Source organism: Mesorhizobium captivum, assembly GCF_033977165.1.
Lineage (GTDB): Bacteria > Pseudomonadota > Alphaproteobacteria > Rhizobiales > Rhizobiaceae > Mesorhizobium > Mesorhizobium captivum.
In genome coordinates this window covers 89,000-113,546 of the sequence record NZ_JAVIJB010000007.1, presented here as the reverse complement: position 1 = coordinate 113,546, position 24,547 = coordinate 89,000, and the positions used below count along the sequence as shown (strand labels likewise).

The following is a 24,547-nucleotide window of genomic DNA, read 5'->3' as shown; positions in this document are numbered from 1 at the left end:
TCAGACTACGCTTGCCGTCCTGACAACCTGCTGTCAGCAGGGGGACATCATCCCATGGCACAGTCGGCACGCCGCTGCGCCAGCTTCGGGCTTGCGTTGGGGCAGGGGCCGGCAGCCTGCATTCGCCTGATGCTTGTAAAGGGCTTGCACAGCCACTTGGCAGTGGTCGCTGACGCTATTACGCGAGGAGGCGGACGCGCAGGTTCCGCGTCTTGCAATGCTGGACGGCCACAGCCCGATCAGGTAATTTTGAGGCTCGCGGATTGATCGGCGTGGCTCCCCCCGGCGCGGACTACGGAGAGGGCGCGCTGATGCGTGCGCTGCATAAGTCCGGGATTTTCGATGACTGAAGTGATCGATCGATTGGTGACGGCGATGAACGCGCATCATCTCGACGCCGTCACCGCTCTCATCCACCAGAACTATCGGAGCGTGCAGCCGGCGCACCCGGGCAGAGCCTTCGTCGGGCGCGACCAGATGCGCGCCAACTGGGAGGCCATGTTCGCGGGAATTCCTGATTTCCACGCGGCGGTCACGCGCTCGGTCCAAGACGGTGACACGACCTGGAGCGAATGGCATTGGTCAGGTACTCGCTCCGACGGGCAGCCCTTCGAAGTGCGCGGGGTCACGCTGTTCGAAATCATCGACGGTCAGATTGTGGCCGGGCGACTGTATTTGGAGGACGTCGAGCGGCAGGTTGTCGGCATAGAAGACGCGGTTGAAGCGCTCTCCGGACGCCGTCCGCCAACGGCCGGCAGTGGAACCGGTTCGTGACCGCGCCGCCGCGCCGCGGCGGAGACCGCGGTAGCTTCGCCGGGCTAGCCAAGACCTCACTGCGTCGCCTGATAAAGCTCCGACGCGGCCTCTTTCAGCGCGCGCCTTCCGTCCGGCCTCAGATACATCATGTGGCCCCCCTCGACGACGTCGAGGCGGATCGGCTTGGCGCCGGCGAGCGAGGGAATCTGGTTCACCAGATAGCGCGTGGCGAGATAGGGCGTGACGAGGTCGGTGTAGCCATTGACGATGACGACTCCGAGCGACGGGTTGAGCGAGCGCGCGCGCTGCAGGTCGTCCATCACTCCGGCATAGCCTTGTCCCGAGGTGCCGTAGTCCCAGTTGTGGCTGATCTCGCCATTGAGTAGCCGGTAGCTGACATCTGTGTGATAGTTCAGCTCGTCGCGCGCATAGGCGACGAAGGCCGAGGTCAGCACCGGCACGCTGCGGTCGAGCACCGGGTCGGGCCCCTCGATGCGCGCGCTTTCAGGCGCAACATCGGCAGTACTGACCATGGCATCGTAGGGGCTGAGCACTCTACCCTTGGCGCGCTGGAACTCGCGGGCGAACAGGCCGGTCGGGACACGGGCGAAATTGCGCTCGACGAGGTCGAGCGGCAGGCCGGTAATCTCCGCCACACGCCCGCTGGCGAGCTTGCCGCCCTGCTCCAGCCCGTTGTTGAGCGCCGTCAGATAATCGCCAAGCGCGTAGCGCTCGACATCGGCCAGCCTGTCGCGCAGCGCCTCGCCGCCGACGCCGTCGGCCTTCAGCCGAGCCGCGGCCAAAGAGGGCAGTTCCAGCGCCCAGTGCAACTGGTCGAACTGGTCCGGCCGCACCAGCATGAACTCCAGCGCCGGCGAGATCAGCACGATGCCGCTGGGGCTCAAGCCGACGTCCTCTTGCAGCGCCCTGGCAAGCAGCGCGGCGCGGAAGCCGCCATAGCTTTCGCCGGCAAGGAAGAGCGGTGAAGCGGTGCGGCCGTTTTGGGCGAGATAGAGCCGGATGAAGGCGCCGACCGCGCTGGCGTCCTGGTCGACGCCCCAGAATGCCTTCGTGTCCTGGCCCGGCGCCTCGCGGCTGTAGCCGGTGCCGACCGGATCGACGAAGACGAGATCGGTCATGTCGAGCCAGCTGTCGGGATTGTCGATCAGCTTTTGCGGCGGCGGCAGGAATTCGCCGTCGGCCGCGGTCGCAACGATGCGCGGGCCGATCGCGCCGAGATGCAGGTAGGCCGACGCCGCGCCCGGCCCGCCGTTGAAGACGAAGGTGATGGGCCGCTCCTTCGCCGGGGCGGGCGACTGCTGTGTGTAGGCGACGTAGAAGATTTCCGCCGTGACCTCGCCCTTGCCGGACAGCAGCGACAGCGTGCCGGCCTTGGCCTGGTAATCGAGCTTGCGCCCGCCGAGCGTGACCGAATGCTCGGTCACCTGCGGCGGCGGCAAAAGCGACAGCACGCCGCCGGCCGGTGCCGGCCGTTCCGGGGTTTCGGCGAGGGCTGGCTGCGCGAAGACTGTGAGCGCGAGGAGGATGAAGGAGACGAGCTTCAACTTGGACCGCATGAGACCTCCGCGCGAACGATCTTCGCAAAGGTATGGCCGGAGCGGGCGAAGTCAAAGGGGCAGCAGCTTTGCACCACTTGGAAGCTGCTGATCTCCCCCCTTGCGGGGGAGATGCCCGGCAGGGCAGAGGGGGGTGCTGTCCCGCCGTCCTGTCAACCGCTCACAGCCGAAACTGTGGGGGAAAGGCGGACGATAAGAAATTCTCCTGCGTTGCGATCCTTCATACCCCCCTCTGTCCTGCCGGACATCTCCCCCGCAAGGGGGGAGATTAGCCGTGTCCCGCATTTCGCCAATCTCCAGCGAACTCACTCCCCAAACGCCCTCTCCAACTCAGCCACATCGATCTTCACCATCCCAAGCATCGCCTCCGTTGCGCGTTTGGCGCGCTCGCGGTCGGGATGCGCGGCCATGTCGCCGAGGATTTTGGGCACGATCTGCCACGACAGGCCCCAGCGGTCCTTCAGCCAGCCGCATTGCTCGGGCTTGCCGCCATTGTCGAGAAAGGCGTTCCAGATGCGGTCGATCTCGGCCTGGCTCTCGAGTTCGACCAGGATCGAGAAGGAATGGTTGAACGGGTCGAGCGGACCGGCTTCGAGCGCGATGAAATTCTGGTCGTCGAGCACGAACTCGATGATCTTGACGCTGCCGGCGGGGCCGCTCGGATTGTCCGCCGCCACGTCCGTCATACGGCCGATCGCCGAGTTGGGAATGGTTGCGACATAGAATTCCGCCGCCTGCCGCGCGTCCTTTTCGAACCACAGATGCGAGGTCACCTTGGCCATGCTGGATCTCCTTCCTGTCTGACAACGACCGAAGGACGTTCGGGTTTCGCCCCATCCGACAGCGAATTCTTTGCACCATGTCGCCACCGGCTGGCATAGCGTTGTTTCGCGCCGGCGGAAGAGAGTGTTATCAGCTTTGGAAAGCCATCGAACCGGGAATAAGAAAAATGGATGCAACCGCGCTCAAGGCCATGCAGACGCCGCTGAAAGACGCCTATCGCGAGGATGCCGGCAAGGCGCTGATCACGCTCAGGGCGCGCGGAACGCTCGACGACCAGTCGATCACCTGCAAGGTCGAGACGGGCAGGGCGCTTGCCGTGGCGGGGCTCCATCCGGCCACCGGCGGCTCGGGGCTTGAGCTTTGCTCGGGCGACATGCTGCTCGAAGCGCTGGTCGCCTGCGCCGGCGTGACGCTGAAGGCGGTGGCGACGGCGCTGGAGTTCAAGCTCGGCAATGCTGCAGTCGAGGCCGAAGGCGACCTCGATTTTCGCGGCACGCTCGGCGTCGCCCGTGATGCATCGGTAGGTTTTCGAGAGATCCGCTTGAAGTTCAATCTCGACACCGACGAGCCGCAGGAGCGCATCGATTCGCTGCTAAAACTCACCGAGCGCTATTGCGTGGTGTTCCAGACGATCAACAACAAGCCCACGTTGACGGTGAGCGCGAGCTAATCTCCCCCCTTGAGGGGGAGATGTCGCCGAAGGCGACAGAGCGGGTCGCTGCGCATGAAGCGCCGGCGCTTTTCTCGAAAGGGAGGTCGGCGCTCTATGTGAGACGACCCCCTCTGGCCGCTTCGCGGCCATCTCCCCCTCAAGGGGGGAGATCAAACTCGCGCTACTGCGCCGAAGGCTCCTCCGCATCCCCCTCGTCGGAGAACGGCGAAGCGCTCGGCACGCATTGCACGGCCCAGCCCTGCGGTGTCGGCTGCTTCTGATATTCGGTGACGGCGTTGGTGCACTGTTCGCGGGTGTCGAAGGTGCTGGGCAGCACCACCATGCCGCCTTGCGGGCCGGCGATCACCAGATACCAGACCAACGCTACGCTGGGAGTGGCAGCCATGGAAATTCCTCTTTGCTGGATGTGGGAGTCGGATCGATCCTAGCAACTCCCCTCAGATGGCGAAAGCAGGGCGGCGGAACACGCTTCCGCCGCACCGTTCACAGACCCGTGAATGGGGCCTTCGCCTAAAGCCACTCCAGAAAAAGTTTGAGACGATTTTCCGGTCAGGAATTGCGTCAAAACATGAAGATAGATCGGTTCGTCGTTTCGATGAAACGACGAACCGATCTAGCGCGCTCACTCGACCGCGAAGCAGTAGAACAGGCCGTCGCCGCCGGTGCCTTTCAGCGCCTCCTGGCTGCAGCCGCCGCGCGAGGCGTGGGAAGAATTCCACGACTTCGCCGCCGCCGAATCGTCCAGCCCGGTGCGGTCGTGATGGCCCATCATCGCCACCCCTTCGGCGCCGCTCATCGTCCAGTCGCCGCAGGTCTGGTCGGCGATCTTCGTGCCGTCGGGCTTCGAGCCGGTCAGCATGTCATGCCGGTTGGGCTTGTCGCCGCGGCCGTTGACCATTTCGCCTTTTTCGGTCAGCGCCGTCTGCTTGGTGATGCCGTTGGCGTCGCCGTGCAGCGAGGCGACATCGTCGGCGATCTTCTCGCCCTTGGCGTTGAACCACGGGCCCTTGCCGATGCGGTCGCGCGCATCCTCGGTGCTGGAGGAGAGATAAGCGTGCCAGGTCTTGCCGGTGACGCCGGCCGCTTCCGCCAGTGAGGCGCAATGCGCGTCAGCCCCCTTCAGGCCGCCGAGATCGGCACCCTTGCCGGAGCCGACGCTGGTGACGAAGAAGTTCATCTTGGCGTCTTGCGACAGCGCCGAACCTGCCGTGGCGGCGAGTGCGGCGGCAGTGACGGTGGCGGCAACGAGAAGAAGTCTGCGCATGTCGGTCCTCCGGTTTCGAATGTTTTACATTCGAAGAACGTAGCCGGAGGCCTTTTTCATCCCCAACGCATGTCGCCCAAAAGTGCCTAGCGGTTTTGGGAAAACGACATGCGTCAGACCAAAGACGAGGTTTATTCCGGCTGCCGGTAGGCGACGAAGCGGTTGTGCTTGGCCTGGAAGATCAGCCCGGTTTCCTTCAGCGTCGGGCTCGCCAGCGGCGCGATGCGCCTGGCGATCTCGGAAGGATGCGGCAGCGTTTCGGGATCCTCGCCGGGCATCGCCTGCGCGCGCATCGCGGTCCGGGTGGCGCCCGGATCGGCGGCATTGACCCTGAGCGGCAGGCTCTCGGTCTCATGCGCCCAGGAGCGCATCATCGTCTCGGCGGCCGCCTTGGACGCCGCGTAGGGCGCCCAGAAGGCGCGCGCCGAATGCGCCGCGTTCGAGGACATGATGATCGCACGGCCGGCATCGGAGAGCCTCAGCAGCGGATCGACCGAGCGGATCAGCCGCCAGGTTGCTGTGACGTTGATGGTCATCACCTTCTCGAAGGTTTTTGCCTCGACATGGCCGATCGGCGAGATCACGCCGAGGATGCCGGCATTTGCCACCAATATGTCGAGCTTGCCCCAACGCTCGTGGATCGCGCCGCCCAGCCGGTCGATGCCGGCCATGTCGGTGAGGTCGAGGGGCACCAGCGTCGCCTGTCCGCGGCCATCGGCCTTGATCTGGTCGTCGAGCTCTTCCAGCCCGCCTACAGTGCGGGCAACGGCAACCACATGCGCGCCGGCGGCGGCCAGTTCCCTGGCGATGAAATAACCGATGCCGCGCGAGGCGCCGGTAACGACCGCCACGCGGTCGGAAAGGTCGAGGGTCATGCGAGAGATTCCGTGAGATAGGCGCGAGGCACCCCCCCTCTGCCCTGCCGGGCAACTCCCCCTCAAGGGGGGAGATTGGACTTCACCGAAGTTGGCTCTACGGCCTCGGCGATTGGCGAAAGCGGCAGCCGATCTCCCCCCTTGAGGGGGAGATGTCCGGCAGGACAGAGGGGGGTGGCTTGGCGAATACAATGGTGATCTGGCAGCCCTACGACCCACTGGACGCCAGCAGCGACAGCGTGCGCACATTGTCGTGGCCTTCGAAGTCGAGCAGGCGGGTCGGGTACTGGCCGGTGAAGCAGGCGTCGCAGAATTGCGGCTGGTCGCTGTCGCGGCGCGCTTCGCCGACGGCGCGGTAAAGCCCGTCGATCGACAGGAAGCCGAGCGAATCCACACGAATGAATTCTGCCATCTCCTCGACCGACATGCGCGATGCCAGCAATTTCGATTTCTCCGGCGTGTCGACGCCATAGAAGCAGGAAGCGCTGGTCGGCGGCGAGGCGATGCGCATATGCACTTCCCTGGCGCCGGCGTCGCGCACCATCTGCACGATCTTCTGGCTGGTGGTGCCGCGCACGATGGAATCGTCGACAAGCACCACGCGCTTGCCCTCGATCATGCGGCGGTTGGCGTTGTGCTTGAGCTTGACGCCCATATGGCGGATGGAATCGCCCGGCTGGATGAAGGTGCGGCCGACATAGTGGTTGCGGATGATGCCGAGCTCGAAGGGAATGCCCGCGGCCTGGCTGAAGCCGATCGCGGCCGGCGTGCCGGAATCCGGCACCGGAACGACGATGTCGGCCTCGACCGGGCTTTCTTGCGCGAGTTCCGCGCCGATGCGCTTGCGCACCTCGTAGACGTTGCGGCCCTCGACCGACGAATCCGGCCGCGCGAAATAGACATATTCGAAGATGCAGAAGCGGGTCTTCTGCGGCTCGAACGGGAACAGGCTCTCGATGCCTTTGGAGGTGACGACCACCATCTCGCCGGGCTTGATGTCGCGCACGAAACGGGCGCCGATGATGTCGAGCGCGCAGGTCTCGGAGGCGAGGATCCAGGCCCCGTCGAGATCGCCCAGCACCAGCGGCCTGATACCCAGCGGATCGCGGCAGCCGATCATCTTCTTGGCCGTCATCGCCACCAGCGAGAAGGCGCCCTCGACCTGGCGCACCGCGTCGATGAAGCGGGAATTCAAGTCGCGTTCCTTACTGGTCGCCACCAGGTGCAGCAGCGTCTCGGTGTCGGAGGTGGAGGAGAAGATCGCACCTTGCTTCTGTAGCGCACGCTGCACCGTCATGGCATTGGTGAGATTGCCGTTGTGGGCGACAGCGAAGCCGCCTTCGCCGAGTTCGGCGAAGAAGGGCTGGACATTGCGCAGGCCGGAGCCGCCGGTGGTGGCGTAGCGGGTGTGGCCGATGGCACGGTTTCCTTGCAGACTGTCGATGACGCGCTGCTTCGTGAAGGTGTCGCCGATCAGGCCGATATGGCGCTCCACATGGAACTGGGTGCCGTCATAGGAGACGATGCCGGCGGCTTCCTGGCCGCGATGCTGCAGGGCGTGGAGCCCGAGTGTGACGATGGCCGCGGCGTCCTGCCGGCCGAAAATGCCGAACACGCCGCATTCGTCGTGGAAATGGTCGTCGGCCTCGGCGGAAAGCACGTCGTCTGCGTCTGCCATCAGTTGAGCCTCATTGCGGAAAGGCGTCATATAGTGCAGTCAAGCCGGCAATACCACCTGCAAATCAGAGTGGCGGCAGCGAGAATTGTCAATCATCCGAGAGCGTTGTTCCCAAGACAGGTCTCTACAAATGACGGACGAAGCTGATGACCTCAATGAGGCCGAGGACCAGGTGTGGTGCGATTCGCAACGCCAGTACGTGATTGACTATCTAAGCCGCGAAGGTTTGGAGCATGGGAGAGTAGGCGAATGGCCCGCCTGGCACGTGTCTCCGTATGTCGCGATTTGGGCGATCGAGAGTATCACCCACCCAGGATGGGTAGGGTGGTGGGCGATCTCCGGGGACCTTCCAACCGATTACGTGGTTTGCGGACCGGAGAGAACGCCGCGCGCTGCAGTTCGGGAATTCGGATTGCGTTGGAAGGAAGCAGCAGTGGCAATGCCAGAAGGACGGGAACCTGACGAGGTTGTGATCGGCCGCCCTGAGGATGCCGCGATGCTAGCCCCCCTGCTAGGGGCGAGAGCAGAGACACTTCTGGGTTGGGCGAACGATGACAGCGTCTGGGACGATGATCCCTGACCAATCGCGGCCGAAGGCCGTGTGAGAATGGCCTTCTATTGCTCTCAGTTTGCCGGCGCCGGACTTGCCGGAGCCGGATTGGCAGGGGCCGGCTCGTTGTCGGCCGGAGCCTCGCCTTCGCTGTCGTCGGGCGCCGGTGCGTTGTCCTCGCCGGCGGCCGGCGGTTCGGCCGCGGGCTGGTCGGTGGTCGCCGGCGCCTCGGTCGTGGCCGTGCCCTTGTGCGTATATTTGTTAACCAGCTCTTCCGTGTTCTCGGGCAGCACGCTTTCGAGCTTGGCGCCGATCGACTCGAGCAGCGGCCGCGACTTGGCGTTGGCGACCCAGGCGGGCGCCTTGGCGCCGGCCAGCCAGTTGAAGAACAAAAGCGCCACCGCAACCACCAGGATGCCGCGCGCCGCGCCGTAGAGGAAACCGAGCGTGCGGTCGAGCGCGCCGATGCGCGAATCGATGATCCAGTCGGCGATCTTCATGGTGATTACCGAAACCACGATCAGCGCGATGACGAAGACGATGCCGGCCGCCGCGGCCATGGCCATCTTGTCGTTGTCGACATAGGGCTGAACGTAGGGCAGGACCGGCTTGTAGAAGAAGAAGGCCGCCGCCGCCGCCGCTGCCCAGGAAACCACCGACAGCACCTCGCGGGAAAAGCCGCGCACCATGGCAAGCATCGCCGAGACCAGGGTGAAGCCGACGAGAATTCCGTCAAGCAGCGTAATCGGCATGTCTTTCGCCCCACATCATGAGCCGCATCACTCCCCCTCGTCGGCGCGGCTGCGCCGTGAGCCGGCTATACGCGCCACGAGGTCGGAAAGCTCGGTGGGCTGGAAAGCGCCGGCCGCGATTCCCCCGGCCCCATTGCCGCCAACGACTTCCTCGCTGCCGAGCGGCAGCACCGCGCTTCCGAAACCCAGCTTTTCGGCCTCCTTGAGGCGCTGCTGCGCATGCGCAACCGGCCTCACCGCGCCCGAAAGGCTGATTTCGCCGAAATAGACGCAATCGGCGGGAAGGGCAAGACCGGTGAGCGACGAAACAAGTGCCGCGGCGACTGCGAGGTCGGCCGCCGGCTCCGAGATGCGGTAGCCGCCGGCGACGTTGAGATAGACATCGTGCTGGCCGAAACGGACGCCGCAATGCGCTTCCAGCACCGCCAGCACCATCGAGAGCCGCGCGCCGTCCCAGCCGACGACGGCGCGGCGCGGCGTGCCGAGCGAGGAGGGCGCCACCAGCGCCTGGATCTCGACCAGCACCGGCCGCGTCCCTTCCATGCCCGCGAAAACCGCGGCGCCCGGCGATTTCGCGTGCCGCTCGCCGAGGAACAGCTCGGATGGATTGGCGACCTCGCGCAGGCCCTTGTCCGACATCTCGAAGACGCCGATCTCGTCGGTCGGTCCGAAACGGTTCTTCACCGTGCGCAGGATGCGGAAGTGATGATTTCCCTCGCCCTCGAAATAGAGCACCCCGTCGACCATGTGCTCGACGACACGAGGGCCGGCGATCTGGCCTTCCTTGGTGACATGGCCGACGAGCACGATCGCCGCGCCTGTGGATTTCGCGTAGCGGATCATCGCCTGAGCGGCGGCGCGCACCTGGGTGACGGTGCCGGGGGCCGAATCGGCAAGGTCGGTCCACAGCGTCTGGATGGAATCGAGGATGACGAGGTCGGGCCGCTTGCCGTCGGCTATCGTTGCGAGGATGTCCTCGACATTGGTCTCGGCCGCGAGCTCGACGGGCGTCGAGGCGACGCCGAGGCGCTGGGCTCTCAGCCTGATCTGCGCGACCGCCTCCTCGCCGGAGACATAGACGATGCGGTGGCCTTTCGAGGCAAGCGCGGCCGCCGCTTGCGTCAGCAGTGTCGACTTGCCGATGCCGGGATCGCCGCCGACCAGAAGGGCCGAGCCGCGCACGAAGCCGCCGCCGGTGGCGCGGTCGAGCTCGCCGATGCCGGAGACGATGCGCGGCGCGTCCTCGATGTCGCCCGACAGGCTGGTCAGCACCACGGCGCGACCCTTGCGGGCGTTGCGGGTGTTGGCCGGCCCCGAGCCGATGCCGCCGGCCGTGCCCTCCTCGACCAGCGTGTTCCACTCGCCGCAGGCATCGCATTTGCCCGCCCAGCGCTGATGCACCGAACCGCAATTCTGGCAGATGAACTGAACGCGCGATTTGGCCATTAGTTGGGGCCCGCGACAATTGGATAGGTCGGCGGGACAGCACCCCCCTCTGTCCTGCCGGACATCTCCCCCTCAAGGGGGGAGATCAGCAGTTTCGACCCTGCCGTCCATCTTGCGATGCTGGCGATTGGCGAAAGCCAAAATGATAGCCAATCTCCCCCCTTGAGGGGGAGATGTCCGGCAGGACAGAGGGGGGCGCGAAGGAATGAGGCGTTTACCAAGAGCTACTCAAACCTCTCCGGCAGGTGATGCTCTTCCGCCAGATCGGAGAAGCGCGTGAACTCGCCGTGGAAGGCGAGGCTGACCGAACCGGTCGGTCCGTGGCGCTGCTTGGCCACGATGCACTCGGCCTTGCCGCGCGCTTCGTTCATCTCGTTTTCCCACTTGATGTACTCGTCGGTGCCGAGCTTCGGCTCGCGGTTCTTGAGGTAATACTCCTCGCGATAGACGAACAGCACCACGTCGGCGTCCTGCTCGATGGAGCCGGATTCACGCAGGTCCGAGAGCTGCGGGCGCTTGTCGTCGCGGCTTTCGACCTGACGCGACAGCTGCGACAGCGCGATGATCGGCACGCCGAGTTCCTTGGCCAAGGCCTTCAGGCCGGTGGTGATCTCGGTGATTTCCTGGACGCGGTTCTGCGAAGCTCTGGCGCTCGAGCCCTGCATCAGCTGGATATAGTCGATGACGATGAGGTCGAGGCCGCGCTGGCGCTTCAGCCGCCGCGCGCGGGCGGAGAGCTGTGCGATCGAGATGCCGCCTGTCTGGTCGATGAACAGCGGGATCTTCTGCATCGTCTGCGAGCAGGCGACCAGCTTCTCGAAGTCCATCTCGGTGATCTCGCCGCGGCGGATCTTCGATGACGAGATCTCGGTCTGCTCGGAGATGATGCGGGTGGCAAGCTGCTCCGACGACATTTCCAGCGAGAAGAAGCCGACGACGCCGCCATTGGCGGCTTTGAACGAACCGTCGGCCTGCTGCGCCGGCACATAGGCCTCGGCGATGTTGAAGGCGATGTTGGTGGCCAAAGAGGTCTTGCCCATGCCAGGGCGTCCGGCAAGCACGATCAGGTCGGAAGGCTGCAGGCCGCCCATGCGGCGGTCGAGGTCGCGCAGGCCCGTGGCGATGCCCGACAGGTGGCCGTCGCGCATGAAGGCGGCGTTGGCCATGTCGACGGCGGTCTTGACCGCATCGTTGAAGCTTTCGAAGCCGCCGTCGTAGCGGCCTGTTTCCGCCAATTCGAAAAGCCGCCGCTCGGCATCCTCGATCTGGTCGGACGGCGACATATCGACCGGCGCGTCATAGGCGATGTTGACCATGTCCTCGCCGACGGTGATCAGCGCGCGGCGCGTTGCGAGGTCGTAGATGGCGCGGCCATAGTCGGTGGCGTTGACGACGGTGACGGCCTCGACGGCCAGCCGCACGACATATTGCGCGACCGTCATGTCGCCGACCTTTTCTTCGGCGGGAAGGAAGGTCTTCAGCGTGATCGGAGTCGCGATCTTGCCCATGCGGATGAGCTCGGCTGCCACCTCGAAGATCCGGCGGTGCAGCGGCTCGTAGAAATGCGCGGGCTTCAGGAAATCCGAGACACGGTAGAAGGCGTCGTTGTTGACGAGGATGGCGCCAAGCAGCGCCTGCTCGGCCTCGATGTTGTTCGGTGCCTCGCGATAGAGCGGTTGTTCCGCCACGCCGAGTTTCAGTGCCGCCTCTGCCATGATATCCCCGATTTCGATCCCGCCTCCTCGATATCAGAACGGGAAGATTCGGTGCTGACCTTTCTGCAACACTCCTCGGTCCAACCAGCTTGATGCACAATGTTCACAGGAACGGAGAACCATCCACAGGACAGTATTCCGGTGGCCCGATTCCGGTTGACTCGGCAAGTTGTGATTCTTACGGGCAAGCCTGGAACGAAGCAAGAACAATTTTGACGGCTGATTGCCGTTGGGGAGGCTCATGGCCGACCCGCTACGTCTGTTCGCGAATGATATCGCAAGCAGTCGAGATTTAGCCGGAACGCTGATCAAGTCGTCATCCTCGGGTCTGCGCGTCCGCTGCGCTCCCGCTCCGCCCGTGGATGACGAAGTTCGGGCCAATCTCCAACGTAGGCGATCTGCAAACGCATCGACGCCGCGATCTCTCTCAAGTGCCGTCGACCTAGGCGGTCTATCCCAGCGTATCGCCCCAATCCGCCCGGCGCGCCGTCCTGAACAACTCGCCGTCGCGCTTGCTGAGCAGGCGCTCGCTTGCTTGGCCGTCCGGCTGGCAAAGCTTGAGCAGCATCTTGCCGGATCCGGTCTTTGGCGGCGCGATTACCCGTGCAGCGCGCGCCGGCGTCTGTCGCCGCGAGGCGGCGAGGTAGATGAATTTCTCGTCCTCCCATGGCACGTCGGCCTCCTTGGCCAGCCGATGCAGGCGCGAGCGGGCGACGCGGCGCGCAAAGTGGCACCAGTCGGGCGGAACGAGCGGGCAGGGCGCCTCGTGCGGGCAAGGCGCCAGGACATGTGCGCCGGCTTCGACAAGCTGCGATCGCGCGGCAAGAATGCGCTGCCAGCCGGCAGGCGTGCCGGGCTCGACGATGAGCAGCGTGTCGGCTGTCAGCCGCCAAAGCCGGTCGACGAGTTTCGGCAGCGAGGCAGGCACGATCTCGTCGAGCACATAGGCGGCGCTGACGAGGTCGGCGGGCTCGAGACCATCCAGGTCGATGGTGGCGTCGCCGGCGATCCATCTCGTCCGGGCGCCGACCCCGTCGGCGGCCAGCGACTGCCCGATCTTGCGCACCGCAGCACTCGCCTCGACCAGAACCGCCTGCTCGAGTTCCGGATATGCGTCAGCCGTGGCCCAAAGCATAGTGCCAGGTCCGGCGCCGATATCGAGCAGGCTCTTCGGCTGGAAGTCGGGGCGCGCTTCGGCCAATGCATCCAGGCTGGTGCGCACGGCGGCATAGGTGGCGGGCAGCCTGGTCGCCAGATAGGCCTTCACCGCGATCTCTTCACCCATATGCAGGCGGCCGTCGCGCAACTCGGCGCGGTAGCGTTCCGAAAGCGTGCGCGCGGCCTGTTTCAGTGCCGGCAGCGTCACCTTGTCGAGCAGGCTGTCGACGCCTTGCCGGAGCGGAGGTGGCAGTTCCACTTCAGGCTCCCCTTGGTGCGAGCAGGATGACCGAGGCGTCGACGATGCAGAGCGCGGCGCCGCCGAGATCCCAGCGGTCGGGCCGCACCCCTTCCACCAGCCACAGCCACGCTAGCGAGGCGGCGATATAGATGCCGCCATAGGCGGCGTAGGCGCGGCCGGCGGCATTCGTCTCGACAAGCGCCAAAAGGTACCCGAACAGGGCGAGGCAGACGAGGCCGGGGATGAGCCATAGCGGCGACTTTTCCAGCCGCCACCAGGCCCAGAACGAAAAGCAGCCGGCGATCTCGGCAAGCGCGGCTGCGATGTAGATGAGATAGGTCATGAAAAAGGCCTCGCGAACGAGACCTTTTTCGTGGCGTCAGGCCGCAATGGCAAGCGGCAATGCGCGCTGACTACTCGACCTTTTTGCGCCGGGTGGCAGCGGCAGGCGCAGGCTCCTGGTGGCCCATGTCGCGCATTTCCAGCGCCTTCTCGCATTTGGCCATGTAGTCGCGCGTAATCGGCAGCGTGTCGTTCTTCCTGGCGAGCTGGATCTGGAAGATGACCAGGTCCTGCCAGCGGAAGGCGGCCTCCGAGGCGGCGAGGTAGAATTCCCACATGCGGCAGAAGCGCTCGTCATAGATCGCCTTGGCCTTGTCGCGGTTGGCGGCAAAGCGCATGCCCCAGTGCTTCAGCGTCTCGGCATAATGCAGCCTGAGCATCTCGATGTCGGTGACAACCAGCCCGGACTTCTCGATCGCCGGCATGACTTCGGAAAGGGCCGGGACGTAGCCGCCCGGGAAGATGTATTTGCGGATGAAGGCGCTGGTCGCCCACGGCACGCCGGACCGGCCGATGGTATGGAGCAGCATCACGCCGTCGGGCTTCAGCAGCGTCGCCGACTTGTCGAAGAAGGTGCGGTAATGGTTGACCCCGACATGCTCGAACATGCCGACCGAGACGATGCGGTCGAAACGTTCGTTGAGCGCGCGATAGTCCTTGAGGTCGAAATGGACGCGATCCTGCAGGCCCGCCGCATGCGCACGGTCGGTGGCGACGCCATGCTGCTCGGTGGATAGCGTCACACCCTGGACGTCGACGTCGAAAGCCTTGGCGAGATAGAGGCCGAGGCCGCCCCAGCCGGAGCCGATGTCGAGCACGGTCTGTCCGGGCTTCAGCCTCAGCTTGGCGGCGATATGGCGCTTCTTGGCGACCTGCGCTTCGTCCAGCGTCATGTCGGGCTGTTCGAAATAGGCGCAGGAATACTGCATGTCCTCGTCGAGGAAGAGCTTGTAGAGATCGCCGGAGAGATCGTAATGCCGCTGCACGTTGCGGCGCGCACGTGCGGCGGTGTTGATCTGCTGCAGGCGGCGGAACGCGTGGCGCAGGCCCTCGATTGCCTTCGACCATGTCGCGTCGATGCCGCCGCTGCCCATGTTCTGGAAGGCGATGCGCATCACGCCCAGCACTCCACCCTCGAGGATGTCGAGCTCGCCGTCCATATAAGCCTCGGGTACGGCCAGCATCGGATCGAAGCTGATGGCGCGCTCGGCATGCGTGGTTTTGATGTGCATATGCACAGGCTCGCCGCTGCCGTCGCCGAAGGTAACTGTCGAGCCCTTCGGCCCGGTGACCTTGAGATTGCCTGTGCGCACCAGGCGCTCGAGAATGCGCTTCAACAGAATATTCATGACCAAATGTCCCCTCAGACGGACCATCCGGCTATCGGACCGGAACGCCAAATCGAAAGTGCCACAGCGCATCGCCCGCGTCCAATCGACGCGCCACGTTGTAATCTGCAACAAGATATAGGGGTTGGAAAAGTTCCGTTTGGCACAAAAAAGCCCGGGTCGTAGACCCGGGCGTTGGTCCAGTCATTGCTGGACGCCGAAGAGGCCGGAGCAGCGCTCCGGCCCCGTCGATCAGGCGTTGTCTTCGCCGCCTTCGAATTCGGCGTTCGGGTCGAAGAAGTTCTCCGGCCGGGCGTTGTCGTTGATGTCCTCGCCATAGATGGCTTCGGCCGTCGTCAGCATTTCGCCCTTGGCCTGGCGCTCCGCCTCTTCCGACGAGCGCGCGACGTTGAGCGTGACGGTGACCTCGACTTCCGGATGCAGCGCGATCGCCACATTGGTGAGGCCGATGGTCTTGATCGGCTGGTTCAGCTCGATCTGGTTGCGGTTGACGCTGAAGCCTTCGGCGGTCAAAAGCTCGGCGATGTCGCGGGTCGACACCGAGCCGTAGAGCTGGCCGGTCTCGCCGGCCGAACGCACGACGATGAAGCTCTTGCCGTCGAGCTTCTCGGCGACCTGGCTGGCCTCCGACTTGCGCTCGAGGTTGCGGGCTTCGAGCTGGGCGCGCTGGCCCTCGAACTTCTTCTTGTTGGCTTCGTTGGCGCGCAGCGCCTTGCCCTGCGGCAGCAGGAAGTTGCGGGCGAACCCGTCCCTCACCTTGACGGTGTCGCCCATCTGGCCGAGGCGGGAAATGCGCTCGAGAAGAATGACTTCCATGGTTTCGTTCCTTCGGTTTGGCGTCATCCGGGATGACGTCGGATTCTTTTGGAACAGGTCAGGAAGCAAAAGGGGCGTTACCGCCGGTGTCGCTGTCCTGCCTGTCTGGCAGTTAGAGGCTTATGGCCTCAACTCGGGATTTGAACCTACCCTTTGCGGCGCCCGTCGCCGTGGGGTCGAAGCGGGCGGCAAGCCGCCCGCATCAATACTTTCAGCTTAGCGAACCACGTAGGGCAGCAGGCCGAGGAAGCGGGCGCGCTTGATCGCCTTGGCGAGCTCGCGCTGCTTCTTCTGGCTGACGGCGGTGATGCGCGACGGCACGATCTTGCCGCGCTCGGAAATGTAGCGCTGCAGCAGACGCACGTCCTTGTAGTCGATCTTCGGGGCGTTGGCGCCGGAGAACGGGCAGGTCTTGCGGCGGCGATGGAACGGGCGCCGGGTCGGGATCTGGTTGATGTCGACCATTATTCTGCACCCCCTTCAACGTTTTCGCGCGGACGGCGCGGACCACGGTCGCCGCCATCACGGTCGCCGAACGAACGCGGGCCGCGGTCGCCGCGGTCGCGGTCGCCGAACGAACGCGGGCCACGGTCGCGGTCGCCGAAGCCGCCGCGCTCGGAGCGCTCTTCGCGCTTCTGCATCATCGCCGAGGCGCCTTCCTCATGCGCCTCGACCTTGATGGTGAGGAAGCGCAGCACGTCTTCCGACAGGCCCATCTGGCGCTCCATTTCGTTGAGCGCGGCCGGCGGGCAGGTGATGTCCATCAGCGTGTAGTAAGCCTTCCGGTTCTTCTTGACCCGGTAGGTGAGGGACTTCAGTCCCCAGTTCTCGATCCGGCCGACCGATCCGCCATTGGCGGTGATGACGCCCTTGTACTGTTCGACAAGCGCATCAACCTGCTGCTGCGACAGGTCCTGCCGGGCAAGAAACACATGTTCGTAAAGAGCCATTATGTTCTACTGCCTTTCTTCGTTTCTCTCACCGGCCCTCGCGGCTAAGCCTCTGCAACTTGTCTGACCCGGTCTTCAAAGAGCGGGGAAGAAAGGAGCATCGCGAGACGGTCGAGAGCGGAGACACGGGAGGCCAAAAGCGCTTATGGCTTCATGACGTGGCCTTCGAAAGCCACGGCCCTCCGTTCAGCCCCCAGCAAGGACCGGCAGATTGGGCGCGTCTATACAGCAATTCCTGAGGAAGGCAAGGGTGGGAGGCACAATCGACGGCCCACGGTCTCGCAGGGGGAGAAACGTCAACTCAGCAAATTGGGGCAGTCGGGCCTTGACCATCATGGCGGTGCTGCCTTTCCTGCGAAACTTAGCTTAATCGGCGCCGAACGGCCTACGGCCAGATGCCGGTGTTCAGTGCGAACGGCGACCATTCGGCAAAATCGTAGCGGATCGGCAGCGCGTCGGGGCGCCAGACGATGTGTCGCGGACGGAAACGCCAGTAGCTTTCGGCCCCTTCGAGAGGCTCGCCACCGGGTTGCTCGAACAAGAGTTCGGCCTCGCCGGTCATCTGCAGGAGACCGCCAGTCGAAAAGTCCGGGAAGACAAGTCCGGCGTGTGGATTGAGCGCGATGTTGCCGAGCGTGTTGAAGAAGCGGTTGCCGGCGAAATCGGGGATCGTCAGCCAACCGTCTTCGGCGACATGCACGAATCCCGCGCGACCGCCGCGATGTGAGACGTCCAGCTGCCCGCTGCCGTGCGGGTCGGCATAGGTAGTGACGAAAAAGGTGTCGGCCTGCCTCACCAGGGCACGAGCGGCGTCGTCTAGCCCGGAGCTGGGACTGACGGGCGCCGCAGTTTGCTCCGACGGATCCCTGACGAAGCGGGCCTGTCGAAGTTGGATATATTTCGGACAGTTGCCAAAACTCTGGTCCGCGGCGAGATCGAAGCCTCGCGCGTGGCGGCGTAGCGTGCCGTTCAGTCGGTTGCGGCGGCGCGTGCCAAGATCGATGCCGAGGAGGGCGAGCGAGGCGCCGTCTTCCATGCCCGCCTCGGCGGGATCCGCCGATTCCCTGGCGAGCTCGACAGTTAGTCTGTGAGCGTCGGGCGCATGGAGAAAGCCGGGGCGTCCCGCCCTCAGCGTCGCCCAGGCGTCGCCGCGCTGGTCCACCGCCCCCAGAACCACCATCGGCAGCAGCGAGTAGAACTCCCGGTGTTGGTCGATCAGATGATCGCGCACCACCCGACGCCCGACCTCGCTCATGCGTGCTTCCACACCCATTCGCCTCTGCAGGGCAATCTCGCCCTCATGCCAGGGTGAGGGAGACAGGACGGCGCCTTCCATGACAATGCTCCTCAGGCCGCCAAGCCCACCGGGGTTTTCTGGAAATCGACAAAACCCGGCAGCGTCTCGACGCGGTTCAGCCAGAGGCGGATGTTCGAATATTGCTCAATGTTCACATCGCCCTCAGGCGCCCGTGCCACATAGCTGTAGAGCGCGACGTCGGCGATGGTCGGGTGGGCGGCAGCAATCCAGGTCCTGTCCTCCAGGGCGGCCTCGATCAACGTGAGGATCGCATGGGAACGAGCAATGACCTCTTCCGGCCGATAGGGCGCCTTGAACACGTTGATCAGGCGCGCCTGCGCCGGACCATGGGCAATCTGGCCTGCGGCGACTGAAAGCCAGCGTTGGATGACGGCAGCGCCCTTGGGGTCTTCCGGCAGCCAGTCCGTGCGCTCTGTCTTCTTTGCGAGGTAGACGAGAATGGCGTTCGAATCGCAGATGATCGTGCCGCCGTCATCGAGTACCGGAAGCTGGCCGAAAGGGTTGAGCCTGAGGAACCGCGCCTCTTTGTGCTCCTTGTTGGCAAGGTCGATGGGCACGAGCTCATGCTCGATTGCGAGCAGCGAGAGAAAGAGCCTGGCGCGGTGCGAATGGCCTGACAGTGGGTGATAATAGAGCTTCATATCTGTCTCCTGCAGAAGAAGACCAGAAGGTGATTGTTATGCGCAGAGTTGATAAGAGCCGAAGAAGGCACTAGACCGTTTCACAATATGCAATAATCGCGGAAGTTTGGATCCGATGGATCGCTGGCAGGCGATGCGGATTTTCGTGCAGGTTGTGGAAAGCAGTGGGTTTGCGCCTGCCGCCAAAGCGCTGCATATGAGCCCGCCATCGGTGACTCGGGCTGTTGCGAAATTAGAGGATCAGATCGGTACAAGGCTCCTGGTTCGCACGACCCGGTCTCTGAAACTGACCGCGGCGGGCGAAGGTTATGTGGCCGATTGCCGGCGTATTCTTGCGGAAATTGCCGAGGCGGAGGCCAATGCGGCGGGCAGTTTCACTCACCCAGCGGGGTCGCTCACGGTGACGGCGCCCGCCCTTTTCGGGCGCCTACACGTGCTTCCCATCATTCTCGATTTCCTCGATCTCTATCCTGCCATGCAGGTGAAGACCGTGTTCGTCGACCGGGTGACCAATCTTGTCGACGAAGGGTTGGATGTGGCGGTACGCATTGCGGCGCTTCCCCCCTCCGGCCTCATTGCCCGGCGCGTCGGTTCGGTCAGGCAGGTACTGTGCGGCTCGCCAGATTATTTCGCCCGCTTTGGCGAGCCCCTTAGCCCACTGGACCTTGCTCGTCACCGCATGATCGGACGCGATGGTCTTTTCGGCGATTCGGAATGGCTTTTCGGCCGCGACAGCAGCATTCGCGTTCCAATCAGCGCGCGCCTTGTCTGCAATACCAACGACGCCGCCATTGGCGCAGCCGTGGCTGGTTGGGGGTTATCTCGATTCCAGTCTTACCAGGTGGCGCCGGACATCCAGGCCGGCCAGCTCAAGGTCGTGCTTTCCGACTACGAGCGCGATCCGGTGCCGATACATGTCGTGCACGCCGAAGGGCGCATGGTCTCGGCTCGGGTGCGCGCGTTCGTGGATTTCGCAGCCGAACGCCTTCGGCGCCGTGCGGGTGTGAATGCGGACCTTGGAAGGCCCTGACGGATAGCATCGCCGCGTGGGCCCGCAACGTCGCCAGGCAAAACGTATCGCCGCCGGCTCAGCTCGTATGCGCGACCAGCGGGGCGATCGTTTCGGGGAAGAAGTCGGGCGCGGTGTGGCGCTTGCCGAACATCATGTCGTACTGGATCAACCGGAAATCGTTGATCGCCGGATCGATCTTCTTCTGCCTCGCCCAGTCGGGCGTCGCCGCGCCGGAGGGCGACAGCAGAAGGTTGCGGTCGACCACCCGATAGCGTTCGCGCAGCGCGCCGAGGAAGCCGGTATAGTAGGGATGCGTGATCCCCGCGGTAGTGAGGATATGGTAGGGCAGGAAGGCCGGGCTCACCGAGCCCAGGTTCTCCACCGGACCGGAGCGGTTCGACCAGATGATCAGCGGCGTGTCGTGGTGATCGAGCGCGGCTTCGGGGGTCGGCTCCCTGCGCGGCGCGACATTGTCCTTGAGGAAGCCGGTCTCGACATAGACGGGGCCGAGCGGCGGCAGATGGTCGCCGAAGAAGGCGATGACGGTCGGCCGCTCGCGCTTCTTTGCCCAGTCGATCAGCCGTTGCAGGCCGCGATCGGCATCGGCCGAGCCTTCGGCGTAAGAGAGCAGCGATTCCCGCGCCCAGGTGCTGATCGGCGCCTCGACCTTATGGGTCGGATTGTAATAGCGGTAGGGCTCGTAGGGACCGTGGTTCTGCAGGCTGACCGCGAACAGGAACACCGGCTGCTCGCTGGCATCGGCCTCGCGGATGATCTCGTCGGTCATCGCCGCGTCGGACGCCAGCGGTCCGCGCTTTTCCATCGGCGGCAGCGTTTCTTCCGAGCGGAAGTCGTTGAAGCCGAAATCGGCATAGACGGCGCCCCGGTTCCAGAACCAGTTGGTGCCGGGATGGATGGCGCGCGCCCTATAACCTTTGCTCTTCAGGAAGGTCGCCAGCGACGGGGTCGGCGTGCGCACATATTGCTGGTAGGGGATCGAGCCTGCCGGCAGGAAGGCATTGGAGAAGCCGGTCAGCGCCTCGAACTCTATATTGGCGGTCATGCCGCCGAATTCCGGCGAGAACATCGAGCCCGAGCGCAGCGCGCGCACCGTCGGGATCGGGTCGGGCTTGATGCTGACGCCGGGAAGCTCCGTCGGATCCCAGAAGGATTCGCTCATCACCACGACTATGTCGGGCTTCTGATCGGGCACCGAGGCTGCAACCTCGGGACGCGCGATCGCGTCCATCGTCTTTTCGGAATAGCCGGGCGGCGCAGAGACATGCGCCATCGGCACGTTGAGCGCGAAGGCGAGCGCGAAGCCGTTGGAAGCGTAGTTCTCCTTCTGGTCCCACATGATCGGGATGATCTGCAGCCTGTCGCGCGTCCACGAGAAGGTGGCGTAGTCCATGATCGAGACGAAGAAGGCGAGGAGCGGCACGGCCAGCGACAGCCGCGCCAGCCGGCCCTTGCGGCTGAGGATCGGCACGCGCCGGCGCCAGAGCCGCCAGCCATAGACGAGCAGCGCCAGGCTGGCGACGATCGCCGCTGCAAGCAGCACGGCCGTCCCGGGCCGCTCGCGCACCAGAAGCGGCATCAGCGCCATGATCTGGCGGGCATAGAGGAAATCCGCCGGATAGAGCGGATCGCCGAGATAATGCGACTTCTGGTGGCCGACGAAGGCCAGCGCCAGCGTCAGTGGCGCCACGATCATCAGGCTCTGATGGCTGCGGCCAAGTATGGCATCCAGCCCGATCAGCACCAGCGCGAAGATGATGATCGTGGTCCAGCCCGGCTTGAAGGGCTGCAGGAAGAAGTCCACCGTGCCGAAGAAGTCGCCGCGCACGATCCATTCTATGGCGAACACCAGAAGCGCGGCGGTAAGCAGGGTTGTGAGCCCGTAGCGTAGGGTCGGCCAGGGTCGCCCCGGCAGGTAGCCGGTGGACGGATCGTCTTCCAAAAATTGCGGCGCGGGTTTGGCCGCGCCTTTCCTGATCCTTGCCACGTCGCTTCCCCGGCCCATGTTACGCGTCTTCCACACGCGTCACGCCACTGTCATCGAAATGTCACGCAAAGCTAGCGCCTGTGGCGGAAATAAGAAGAGCCAGCAAACGATTCGTGAGCGGTTTTCATCAGGTGTGATCGTCAAAAAGCCTTTCGGAACAGGGACTCGGACCGGTTTTCCGGCCGAAATGGGCGCGGAACGGGCGCCCGCGGGCTTGACTTGGCCGTCCGCCTTGCGCCAGAGGCAGGGAAAAACCAGTTGCTGGAGACCTTGAAATGGCCGTCGCATTCACCTTTCCGGGACAGGGCAGCCAGGCCGTCGGCATGGGCAAGCACCTCGCAGATGCCTTTCCCGAGGCGCGCCGCGTCTTCCAAGAAGTCGACGAGGCGCTCGGCGAAAAGCTGTCGAAGCTGATCTGGGAAGGGCCGGAAGAGACGCTGACGCTGACCGCCAACGCCCAGCCGGCACTGATGGCGGTGTCGTTGGCGGCGCTGAGGGCGCTGGAATCGCGCGGCTTTTCGCTGAAGGACAAGGTGTCTTATGTCGCCGGCCATTCGCTCGGCGAATATTCAGCCCTTGCTGCGGCGGGCTTCGTTTCGGTCGCCGATGCCGCGCGGCTGCTGCGCATTCGCGGCAATGCCATGCAGGCGGCGGTGCCGGCGGGCGAGGGCGCCATGGCCGCCATCATCGGGCTCGAACAGGCCGATGTCGAAGCCGCCTGCGCGGAAGCGGGACAAGGCTCCGTCTGCCAGATCGCCAACGACAATGGCGGCGGCCAGCTGGTCATTTCCGGCGCCAGGGCGGCCGTCGAGCTGGCGGCGAAACTCTGCACCGAAAAGGGCGCCAAGCGTGCGCTGATGCTGCAGGTTTCGGCACCTTTCCATTCAGCGATGATGATGCCTGCCGCAGACGTCATGCGCGACGCGCTGGCCGGCGTGGCGAAAGCCGCTCCGGTGGTTCCTATCGTCTCCAACGTCACCGTCACCCCCACCAGCGATCCGGACGAGATCGCCCTACGCCTGGTCGAGCAGGTGGTCGCGCGCGTGCGCTGGCGCGAGACGGTGGAATGGTTCGGCCAGAACGGCATCGCGACGCTTTACGAAGTCGGCGCCGGCAAGGTGCTGTCGGGCCTGGCGCGCCGCATCAACCGCGACATCGCCACCGGCGCCATAGGCACGGCGGTGGAGGTCGAGACGGCGCTGGCGGCGCTTGGGTGAGGAAGAGTTCGAACGACAGGTGCGGCATGCCCACATCGAAGACCGGCAGGAGCAAGGCCCAGCGCTTGCGCGATTCCGACACGGTTGAGGACTATCGCCTCGCATCCGAGGTTGTGGAGCGGATCCGGCGGGGCGAAGAGGATGTCCTGAACGCCGAAGATTTCTGGCATGGTTTGGACGATTTGACGTATACGGAACGGCGTTCGCCTGCGGCGCATTCGGAAAAACGAGGTTGAAAAAATGTTCGAACTGACCGGCCGCAAGGCGCTCGTCACCGGCGCATCGGGAGGCATCGGCGAGGCGATCGCCAGGGTGCTGCACAGCCAGGGCGCGATCGTCGGCCTGCACGGCACCCGTGTGGAGAAGCTGGAAGCGCTCGCCGGCGATCTCGGCGATCGGGTAAAACTGTTCCCGGCGGACCTGACCAACCGCGACGCGGTCAAGGCGCTCGGCCAGAAGGCGGAGGCCGACCTCGAAGGCGTCGACATCCTGGTCAACAATGCCGGCATCACCAAGGACGGCCTTTTCGTGCGCATGTCAGATGCCGACTGGGACCAGGTGCTGGAAGTGAACCTCACCGCGGTGTTCCGGCTCACGCGCGAGCTCACCCATCCGATGATGCGCCGCCGCCACGGCCGCATCATCAATATCACCTCCGTGGTCGGTGTCACCGGCAATCCCGGCCAGACCAATTACTGCGCCTCCAAGGCCGGCATGATCGGCTTTTCCAAGTCGCTGGCGCAGGAGATCGCTACCCGCAACATCACCGTCAACTGCGTCGCCCCTGGCTTCATCGAATCGGCCATGACCGACAAGCTCAATGACAAGCAGAAAGAGACCATCATGGCGGCGATTCCGACCAGGCGCATGGGCACCAGCGCCGAGGTCGCCTCGGCGGTCGCCTATCTCGCCTCTGACGAAGCCGCCTACGTCACCGGCCAGACCATCCACGTCAATGGCGGCATGGCGATGATCTGACCGACCAAGGTCCGGCTGTGAAAACAGCCATTTCGGCTTGGACGCCCGCCCATTTTCGTGTAATGCGGCCGGCAACCCGGCGGTTCGGGCAAAAACCGGTCCTGTGGCGTTGCGTTTCCCACAAGACCATCTTTCAGCTTGATTAGCGGCATTCCGCCCGCTAACGAAGACAACACAACGTAAGACGAGGCCCCAAATGAGTGACACCGCAGAGCGCGTCAAGAAGATCGTCATCGAGCATCTCGGCGTCGATGCCGACAAAGTGACGGAGCAGGCGAGCTTCATCGACGATCTGGGCGCGGACAGCCTCGATACGGTCGAACTCGTCATGGCGTTCGAAGAAGAGTTCGGCGTCGAAATTCCGGACGACGCCGCCGAGACAATCCTGACTGTCGGCGATGCCGTGAAGTACATCGACAAGGCCTCGGCCTGAGGCTTTCCGCGGGCATCA

26 protein-coding genes are annotated in these 24,547 nt (G+C 64.3%); 8 read left to right on the top strand and 18 right to left on the bottom strand.

Translation table 11 applies throughout. The features are described from left to right. Nucleotides 1-342 precede the first annotated feature (342 nt). Complete coding sequence (locus RFM40_RS08850) at nucleotides 343-774, top strand: nuclear transport factor 2 family protein (protein WP_320228342.1); 432 nt, start codon at nucleotides 343-345, stop codon at nucleotides 772-774. A gap of 56 nt (nucleotides 775-830) precedes the next feature. On the opposite strand, the gene RFM40_RS08845 is transcribed toward RFM40_RS08850, so the two are convergent. Together RFM40_RS08845 and RFM40_RS08840 are read right to left on the bottom strand one after the other, a co-directional pair. Continuing rightward, nucleotides 831-2,333, bottom strand: a complete 1,503-nt coding sequence (locus tag RFM40_RS08845; RefSeq protein WP_320228343.1) for a S10 family peptidase — start codon at nucleotides 2,331-2,333, stop codon at nucleotides 831-833. Nucleotides 2,334-2,638: 305 nt separating this feature from the next. Further along, nucleotides 2,639-3,115: a VOC family protein gene (locus tag RFM40_RS08840; RefSeq protein ID WP_320228344.1), complete on the bottom strand. Its 477-nt coding sequence runs from the start codon at nucleotides 3,113-3,115 to the stop codon at nucleotides 2,639-2,641. Nucleotides 3,116-3,282: 167 nt separating this feature from the next. Between RFM40_RS08840 and RFM40_RS08835 the strand changes: the two genes are divergently transcribed. Next, the gene (locus RFM40_RS08835) at nucleotides 3,283-3,786 is read left to right on the top strand and encodes an OsmC family protein (RefSeq protein WP_320228345.1); all 504 of its coding nucleotides are present in this window, start codon (nucleotides 3,283-3,285) and stop codon (nucleotides 3,784-3,786) included. A 163-nt stretch (nucleotides 3,787-3,949) separates the two neighbouring features. On the opposite strand, the gene RFM40_RS08830 is transcribed toward RFM40_RS08835, so the two are convergent. From RFM40_RS08830 to purF, 4 genes are all read right to left on the bottom strand, one after another. Further along, complete coding sequence (locus RFM40_RS08830; protein WP_320221369.1) at nucleotides 3,950-4,174, bottom strand: hypothetical protein; 225 nt, start codon at nucleotides 4,172-4,174, stop codon at nucleotides 3,950-3,952. A 237-nt stretch (nucleotides 4,175-4,411) separates the two neighbouring features. Beyond that, entirely contained in the window at nucleotides 4,412-5,053 is a 642-nt protein-coding gene (locus RFM40_RS08825; RefSeq protein WP_320228346.1) for a hypothetical protein, read from the bottom strand. 131 nt (nucleotides 5,054-5,184) lie between these two features. Continuing rightward, on the bottom strand, nucleotides 5,185-5,928 hold the full coding sequence (locus RFM40_RS08820) for an SDR family NAD(P)-dependent oxidoreductase (RefSeq protein WP_320228347.1): 744 nt from the start codon (nucleotides 5,926-5,928) through the stop codon (nucleotides 5,185-5,187). Between the two features lie 208 nt (nucleotides 5,929-6,136). Further along, nucleotides 6,137-7,606 (bottom strand): amidophosphoribosyltransferase, encoded by a 1,470-nt coding sequence (gene purF, locus RFM40_RS08815; protein ID WP_320221372.1) that lies wholly within the window; start codon nucleotides 7,604-7,606, stop codon nucleotides 6,137-6,139. A gap of 130 nt (nucleotides 7,607-7,736) precedes the next feature. Between purF and RFM40_RS33700 the strand changes: the two genes are divergently transcribed. Beyond that, nucleotides 7,737-8,186 carry a DUF4826 family protein gene (locus RFM40_RS33700; RefSeq protein ID WP_430691652.1) on the top strand — a complete coding sequence of 150 codons (450 nt, stop codon included), beginning with the start codon at nucleotides 7,737-7,739 and terminating at the stop codon, nucleotides 8,184-8,186. 44 nt (nucleotides 8,187-8,230) lie between these two features. On the opposite strand, the gene RFM40_RS08810 is transcribed toward RFM40_RS33700, so the two are convergent. The 11 genes from RFM40_RS08810 to RFM40_RS08760 all read right to left on the bottom strand — a co-directional run bounded on the left by RFM40_RS08810 (nucleotide 8,231) and on the right by RFM40_RS08760 (nucleotide 18,884). Beyond that, on the bottom strand, nucleotides 8,231-8,908 hold the full coding sequence (locus RFM40_RS08810; RefSeq protein ID WP_320274803.1) for a CvpA family protein: 678 nt from the start codon (nucleotides 8,906-8,908) through the stop codon (nucleotides 8,231-8,233). 27 nt (nucleotides 8,909-8,935) lie between these two features. Continuing rightward, entirely contained in the window at nucleotides 8,936-10,354 is a 1,419-nt protein-coding gene (gene radA / locus RFM40_RS08805; RefSeq protein WP_126101149.1) for a DNA repair protein RadA, read from the bottom strand. Between the two features lie 224 nt (nucleotides 10,355-10,578). Beyond that, complete coding sequence (locus RFM40_RS08800; protein WP_320221375.1) at nucleotides 10,579-12,069, bottom strand: replicative DNA helicase; 1,491 nt, start codon at nucleotides 12,067-12,069, stop codon at nucleotides 10,579-10,581. 451 nt (nucleotides 12,070-12,520) lie between these two features. Beyond that, complete coding sequence (locus tag RFM40_RS08795; RefSeq protein ID WP_320277405.1) at nucleotides 12,521-13,486, bottom strand: small ribosomal subunit Rsm22 family protein; 966 nt, start codon at nucleotides 13,484-13,486, stop codon at nucleotides 12,521-12,523. A 1-nt stretch (nucleotide 13,487) separates the two neighbouring features. Next, nucleotides 13,488-13,811, bottom strand: a complete 324-nt coding sequence (locus RFM40_RS08790; protein ID WP_320277404.1) for a YnfA family protein — start codon at nucleotides 13,809-13,811, stop codon at nucleotides 13,488-13,490. Between the two features lie 70 nt (nucleotides 13,812-13,881). Next, complete coding sequence (locus tag RFM40_RS08785; RefSeq protein ID WP_320228352.1) at nucleotides 13,882-15,159, bottom strand: cyclopropane fatty acid synthase; 1,278 nt, start codon at nucleotides 15,157-15,159, stop codon at nucleotides 13,882-13,884. Between the two features lie 231 nt (nucleotides 15,160-15,390). Beyond that, nucleotides 15,391-15,975: a 50S ribosomal protein L9 gene (gene rplI / locus RFM40_RS08780; protein ID WP_320228353.1), complete on the bottom strand. Its 585-nt coding sequence runs from the start codon at nucleotides 15,973-15,975 to the stop codon at nucleotides 15,391-15,393. A 216-nt stretch (nucleotides 15,976-16,191) separates the two neighbouring features. Further along, nucleotides 16,192-16,440, bottom strand: a complete 249-nt coding sequence (rpsR, locus tag RFM40_RS08775) for a 30S ribosomal protein S18 (RefSeq protein ID WP_006203718.1) — start codon at nucleotides 16,438-16,440, stop codon at nucleotides 16,192-16,194. Then, the gene (gene rpsF, locus RFM40_RS08770; RefSeq protein WP_292577317.1) at nucleotides 16,440-16,925 is read right to left on the bottom strand and encodes a 30S ribosomal protein S6; all 486 of its coding nucleotides are present in this window, start codon (nucleotides 16,923-16,925) and stop codon (nucleotides 16,440-16,442) included. Before rpsF ends, rpsR begins: the two co-directional genes overlap by 1 nt. 385 nt (nucleotides 16,926-17,310) lie before the next feature. Then, nucleotides 17,311-18,261 (bottom strand): pyridoxamine 5'-phosphate oxidase family protein, encoded by a 951-nt coding sequence (locus RFM40_RS08765; RefSeq protein ID WP_320277403.1) that lies wholly within the window; start codon nucleotides 18,259-18,261, stop codon nucleotides 17,311-17,313. An 11-nt stretch (nucleotides 18,262-18,272) separates the two neighbouring features. After that, the gene (locus tag RFM40_RS08760; protein ID WP_320228355.1) at nucleotides 18,273-18,884 is read right to left on the bottom strand and encodes a glutathione S-transferase family protein; all 612 of its coding nucleotides are present in this window, start codon (nucleotides 18,882-18,884) and stop codon (nucleotides 18,273-18,275) included. A gap of 115 nt (nucleotides 18,885-18,999) precedes the next feature. On the opposite strand from RFM40_RS08760, the gene RFM40_RS08755 reads away from it, so the two are divergent. Then, the gene (locus tag RFM40_RS08755) at nucleotides 19,000-19,914 is read left to right on the top strand and encodes a LysR family transcriptional regulator (RefSeq protein WP_320277402.1); all 915 of its coding nucleotides are present in this window, start codon (nucleotides 19,000-19,002) and stop codon (nucleotides 19,912-19,914) included. Nucleotides 19,915-19,972: 58 nt separating this feature from the next. Here RFM40_RS08755 and RFM40_RS08750 read toward each other — a convergent pair whose 3' ends face one another. After that, entirely contained in the window at nucleotides 19,973-21,919 is a 1,947-nt protein-coding gene (locus RFM40_RS08750) for an LTA synthase family protein (RefSeq protein ID WP_320228357.1), read from the bottom strand. Between the two features lie 257 nt (nucleotides 21,920-22,176). On the opposite strand from RFM40_RS08750, the gene fabD reads away from it, so the two are divergent. The 4 genes from fabD (at nucleotide 22,177) to RFM40_RS08730 (ending at nucleotide 24,529) form a co-directional block, all read left to right on the top strand. Further along, on the top strand, nucleotides 22,177-23,118 hold the full coding sequence (fabD, locus tag RFM40_RS08745) for an ACP S-malonyltransferase (protein ID WP_320277401.1): 942 nt from the start codon (nucleotides 22,177-22,179) through the stop codon (nucleotides 23,116-23,118). A gap of 65 nt (nucleotides 23,119-23,183) precedes the next feature. Beyond that, nucleotides 23,184-23,354 carry a hypothetical protein gene (locus RFM40_RS08740; protein WP_320277400.1) on the top strand — a complete coding sequence of 57 codons (171 nt, stop codon included), beginning with the start codon at nucleotides 23,184-23,186 and terminating at the stop codon, nucleotides 23,352-23,354. A gap of 4 nt (nucleotides 23,355-23,358) precedes the next feature. Then, the gene (fabG, locus tag RFM40_RS08735) at nucleotides 23,359-24,096 is read left to right on the top strand and encodes a 3-oxoacyl-[acyl-carrier-protein] reductase (protein ID WP_320228360.1); all 738 of its coding nucleotides are present in this window, start codon (nucleotides 23,359-23,361) and stop codon (nucleotides 24,094-24,096) included. A 196-nt stretch (nucleotides 24,097-24,292) separates the two neighbouring features. Beyond that, complete coding sequence (locus tag RFM40_RS08730; RefSeq protein WP_006203723.1) at nucleotides 24,293-24,529, top strand: acyl carrier protein; 237 nt, start codon at nucleotides 24,293-24,295, stop codon at nucleotides 24,527-24,529. Nucleotides 24,530-24,547 lie beyond the last annotated feature (18 nt).

Bases quoted from the DNA above. Each gene is read 5' to 3' on its own strand.
- RFM40_RS08825 (WP_320228346.1), bottom strand. From the start codon at position 5,053: ATGCGCAGACTTCTTCTCGTTGCCGCCACCGTCACTGCCGCCGCACTC.
- rpsF (WP_292577317.1), bottom strand. From the start codon at position 16,925: ATGGCTCTTTACGAACATGTGTTTCTTGCCCGGCAGGACCTGTCGCAG.
- RFM40_RS08785 (WP_320228352.1), bottom strand. From the start codon at position 15,159: ATGAATATTCTGTTGAAGCGCATTCTCGAGCGCCTGGTGCGCACAGGC.
- RFM40_RS08835 (WP_320228345.1), top strand. From the start codon at position 3,283: ATGGATGCAACCGCGCTCAAGGCCATGCAGACGCCGCTGAAAGACGCC.
- fabG (WP_320228360.1), top strand. From the start codon at position 23,359: ATGTTCGAACTGACCGGCCGCAAGGCGCTCGTCACCGGCGCATCGGGA.
- RFM40_RS08790 (WP_320277404.1), bottom strand. From the start codon at position 13,811: ATGACCTATCTCATCTACATCGCAGCCGCGCTTGCCGAGATCGCCGGC.
- RFM40_RS08765 (WP_320277403.1), bottom strand. From the start codon at position 18,261: ATGGAAGGCGCCGTCCTGTCTCCCTCACCCTGGCATGAGGGCGAGATT.
- RFM40_RS08750 (WP_320228357.1), bottom strand. From the start codon at position 21,919: ATGGGCCGGGGAAGCGACGTGGCAAGGATCAGGAAAGGCGCGGCCAAA.
- rpsR (WP_006203718.1), bottom strand. From the start codon at position 16,440: ATGGTCGACATCAACCAGATCCCGACCCGGCGCCCGTTCCATCGCCGC.
- RFM40_RS33700 (WP_430691652.1), top strand. From the start codon at position 7,737: ATGACGGACGAAGCTGATGACCTCAATGAGGCCGAGGACCAGGTGTGG.
- RFM40_RS08760 (WP_320228355.1), bottom strand. From the start codon at position 18,884: ATGAAGCTCTATTATCACCCACTGTCAGGCCATTCGCACCGCGCCAGG.
- RFM40_RS08830 (WP_320221369.1), bottom strand. From the start codon at position 4,174: ATGGCTGCCACTCCCAGCGTAGCGTTGGTCTGGTATCTGGTGATCGCC.
- RFM40_RS08850 (WP_320228342.1), top strand. From the start codon at position 343: ATGACTGAAGTGATCGATCGATTGGTGACGGCGATGAACGCGCATCAT.
- RFM40_RS08810 (WP_320274803.1), bottom strand. From the start codon at position 8,908: ATGCCGATTACGCTGCTTGACGGAATTCTCGTCGGCTTCACCCTGGTC.
- RFM40_RS08820 (WP_320228347.1), bottom strand. From the start codon at position 5,928: ATGACCCTCGACCTTTCCGACCGCGTGGCGGTCGTTACCGGCGCCTCG.
- RFM40_RS08845 (WP_320228343.1), bottom strand. From the start codon at position 2,333: ATGCGGTCCAAGTTGAAGCTCGTCTCCTTCATCCTCCTCGCGCTCACA.
- radA (WP_126101149.1), bottom strand. From the start codon at position 10,354: ATGGCCAAATCGCGCGTTCAGTTCATCTGCCAGAATTGCGGTTCGGTG.
- purF (WP_320221372.1), bottom strand. From the start codon at position 7,606: ATGGCAGACGCAGACGACGTGCTTTCCGCCGAGGCCGACGACCATTTC.
- RFM40_RS08730 (WP_006203723.1), top strand. From the start codon at position 24,293: ATGAGTGACACCGCAGAGCGCGTCAAGAAGATCGTCATCGAGCATCTC.
- RFM40_RS08800 (WP_320221375.1), bottom strand. From the start codon at position 12,069: ATGGCAGAGGCGGCACTGAAACTCGGCGTGGCGGAACAACCGCTCTAT.
- fabD (WP_320277401.1), top strand. From the start codon at position 22,177: ATGGCCGTCGCATTCACCTTTCCGGGACAGGGCAGCCAGGCCGTCGGC.
- rplI (WP_320228353.1), bottom strand. From the start codon at position 15,975: ATGGAAGTCATTCTTCTCGAGCGCATTTCCCGCCTCGGCCAGATGGGC.
- RFM40_RS08840 (WP_320228344.1), bottom strand. From the start codon at position 3,115: ATGGCCAAGGTGACCTCGCATCTGTGGTTCGAAAAGGACGCGCGGCAG.
- RFM40_RS08755 (WP_320277402.1), top strand. From the start codon at position 19,000: ATGGATCGCTGGCAGGCGATGCGGATTTTCGTGCAGGTTGTGGAAAGC.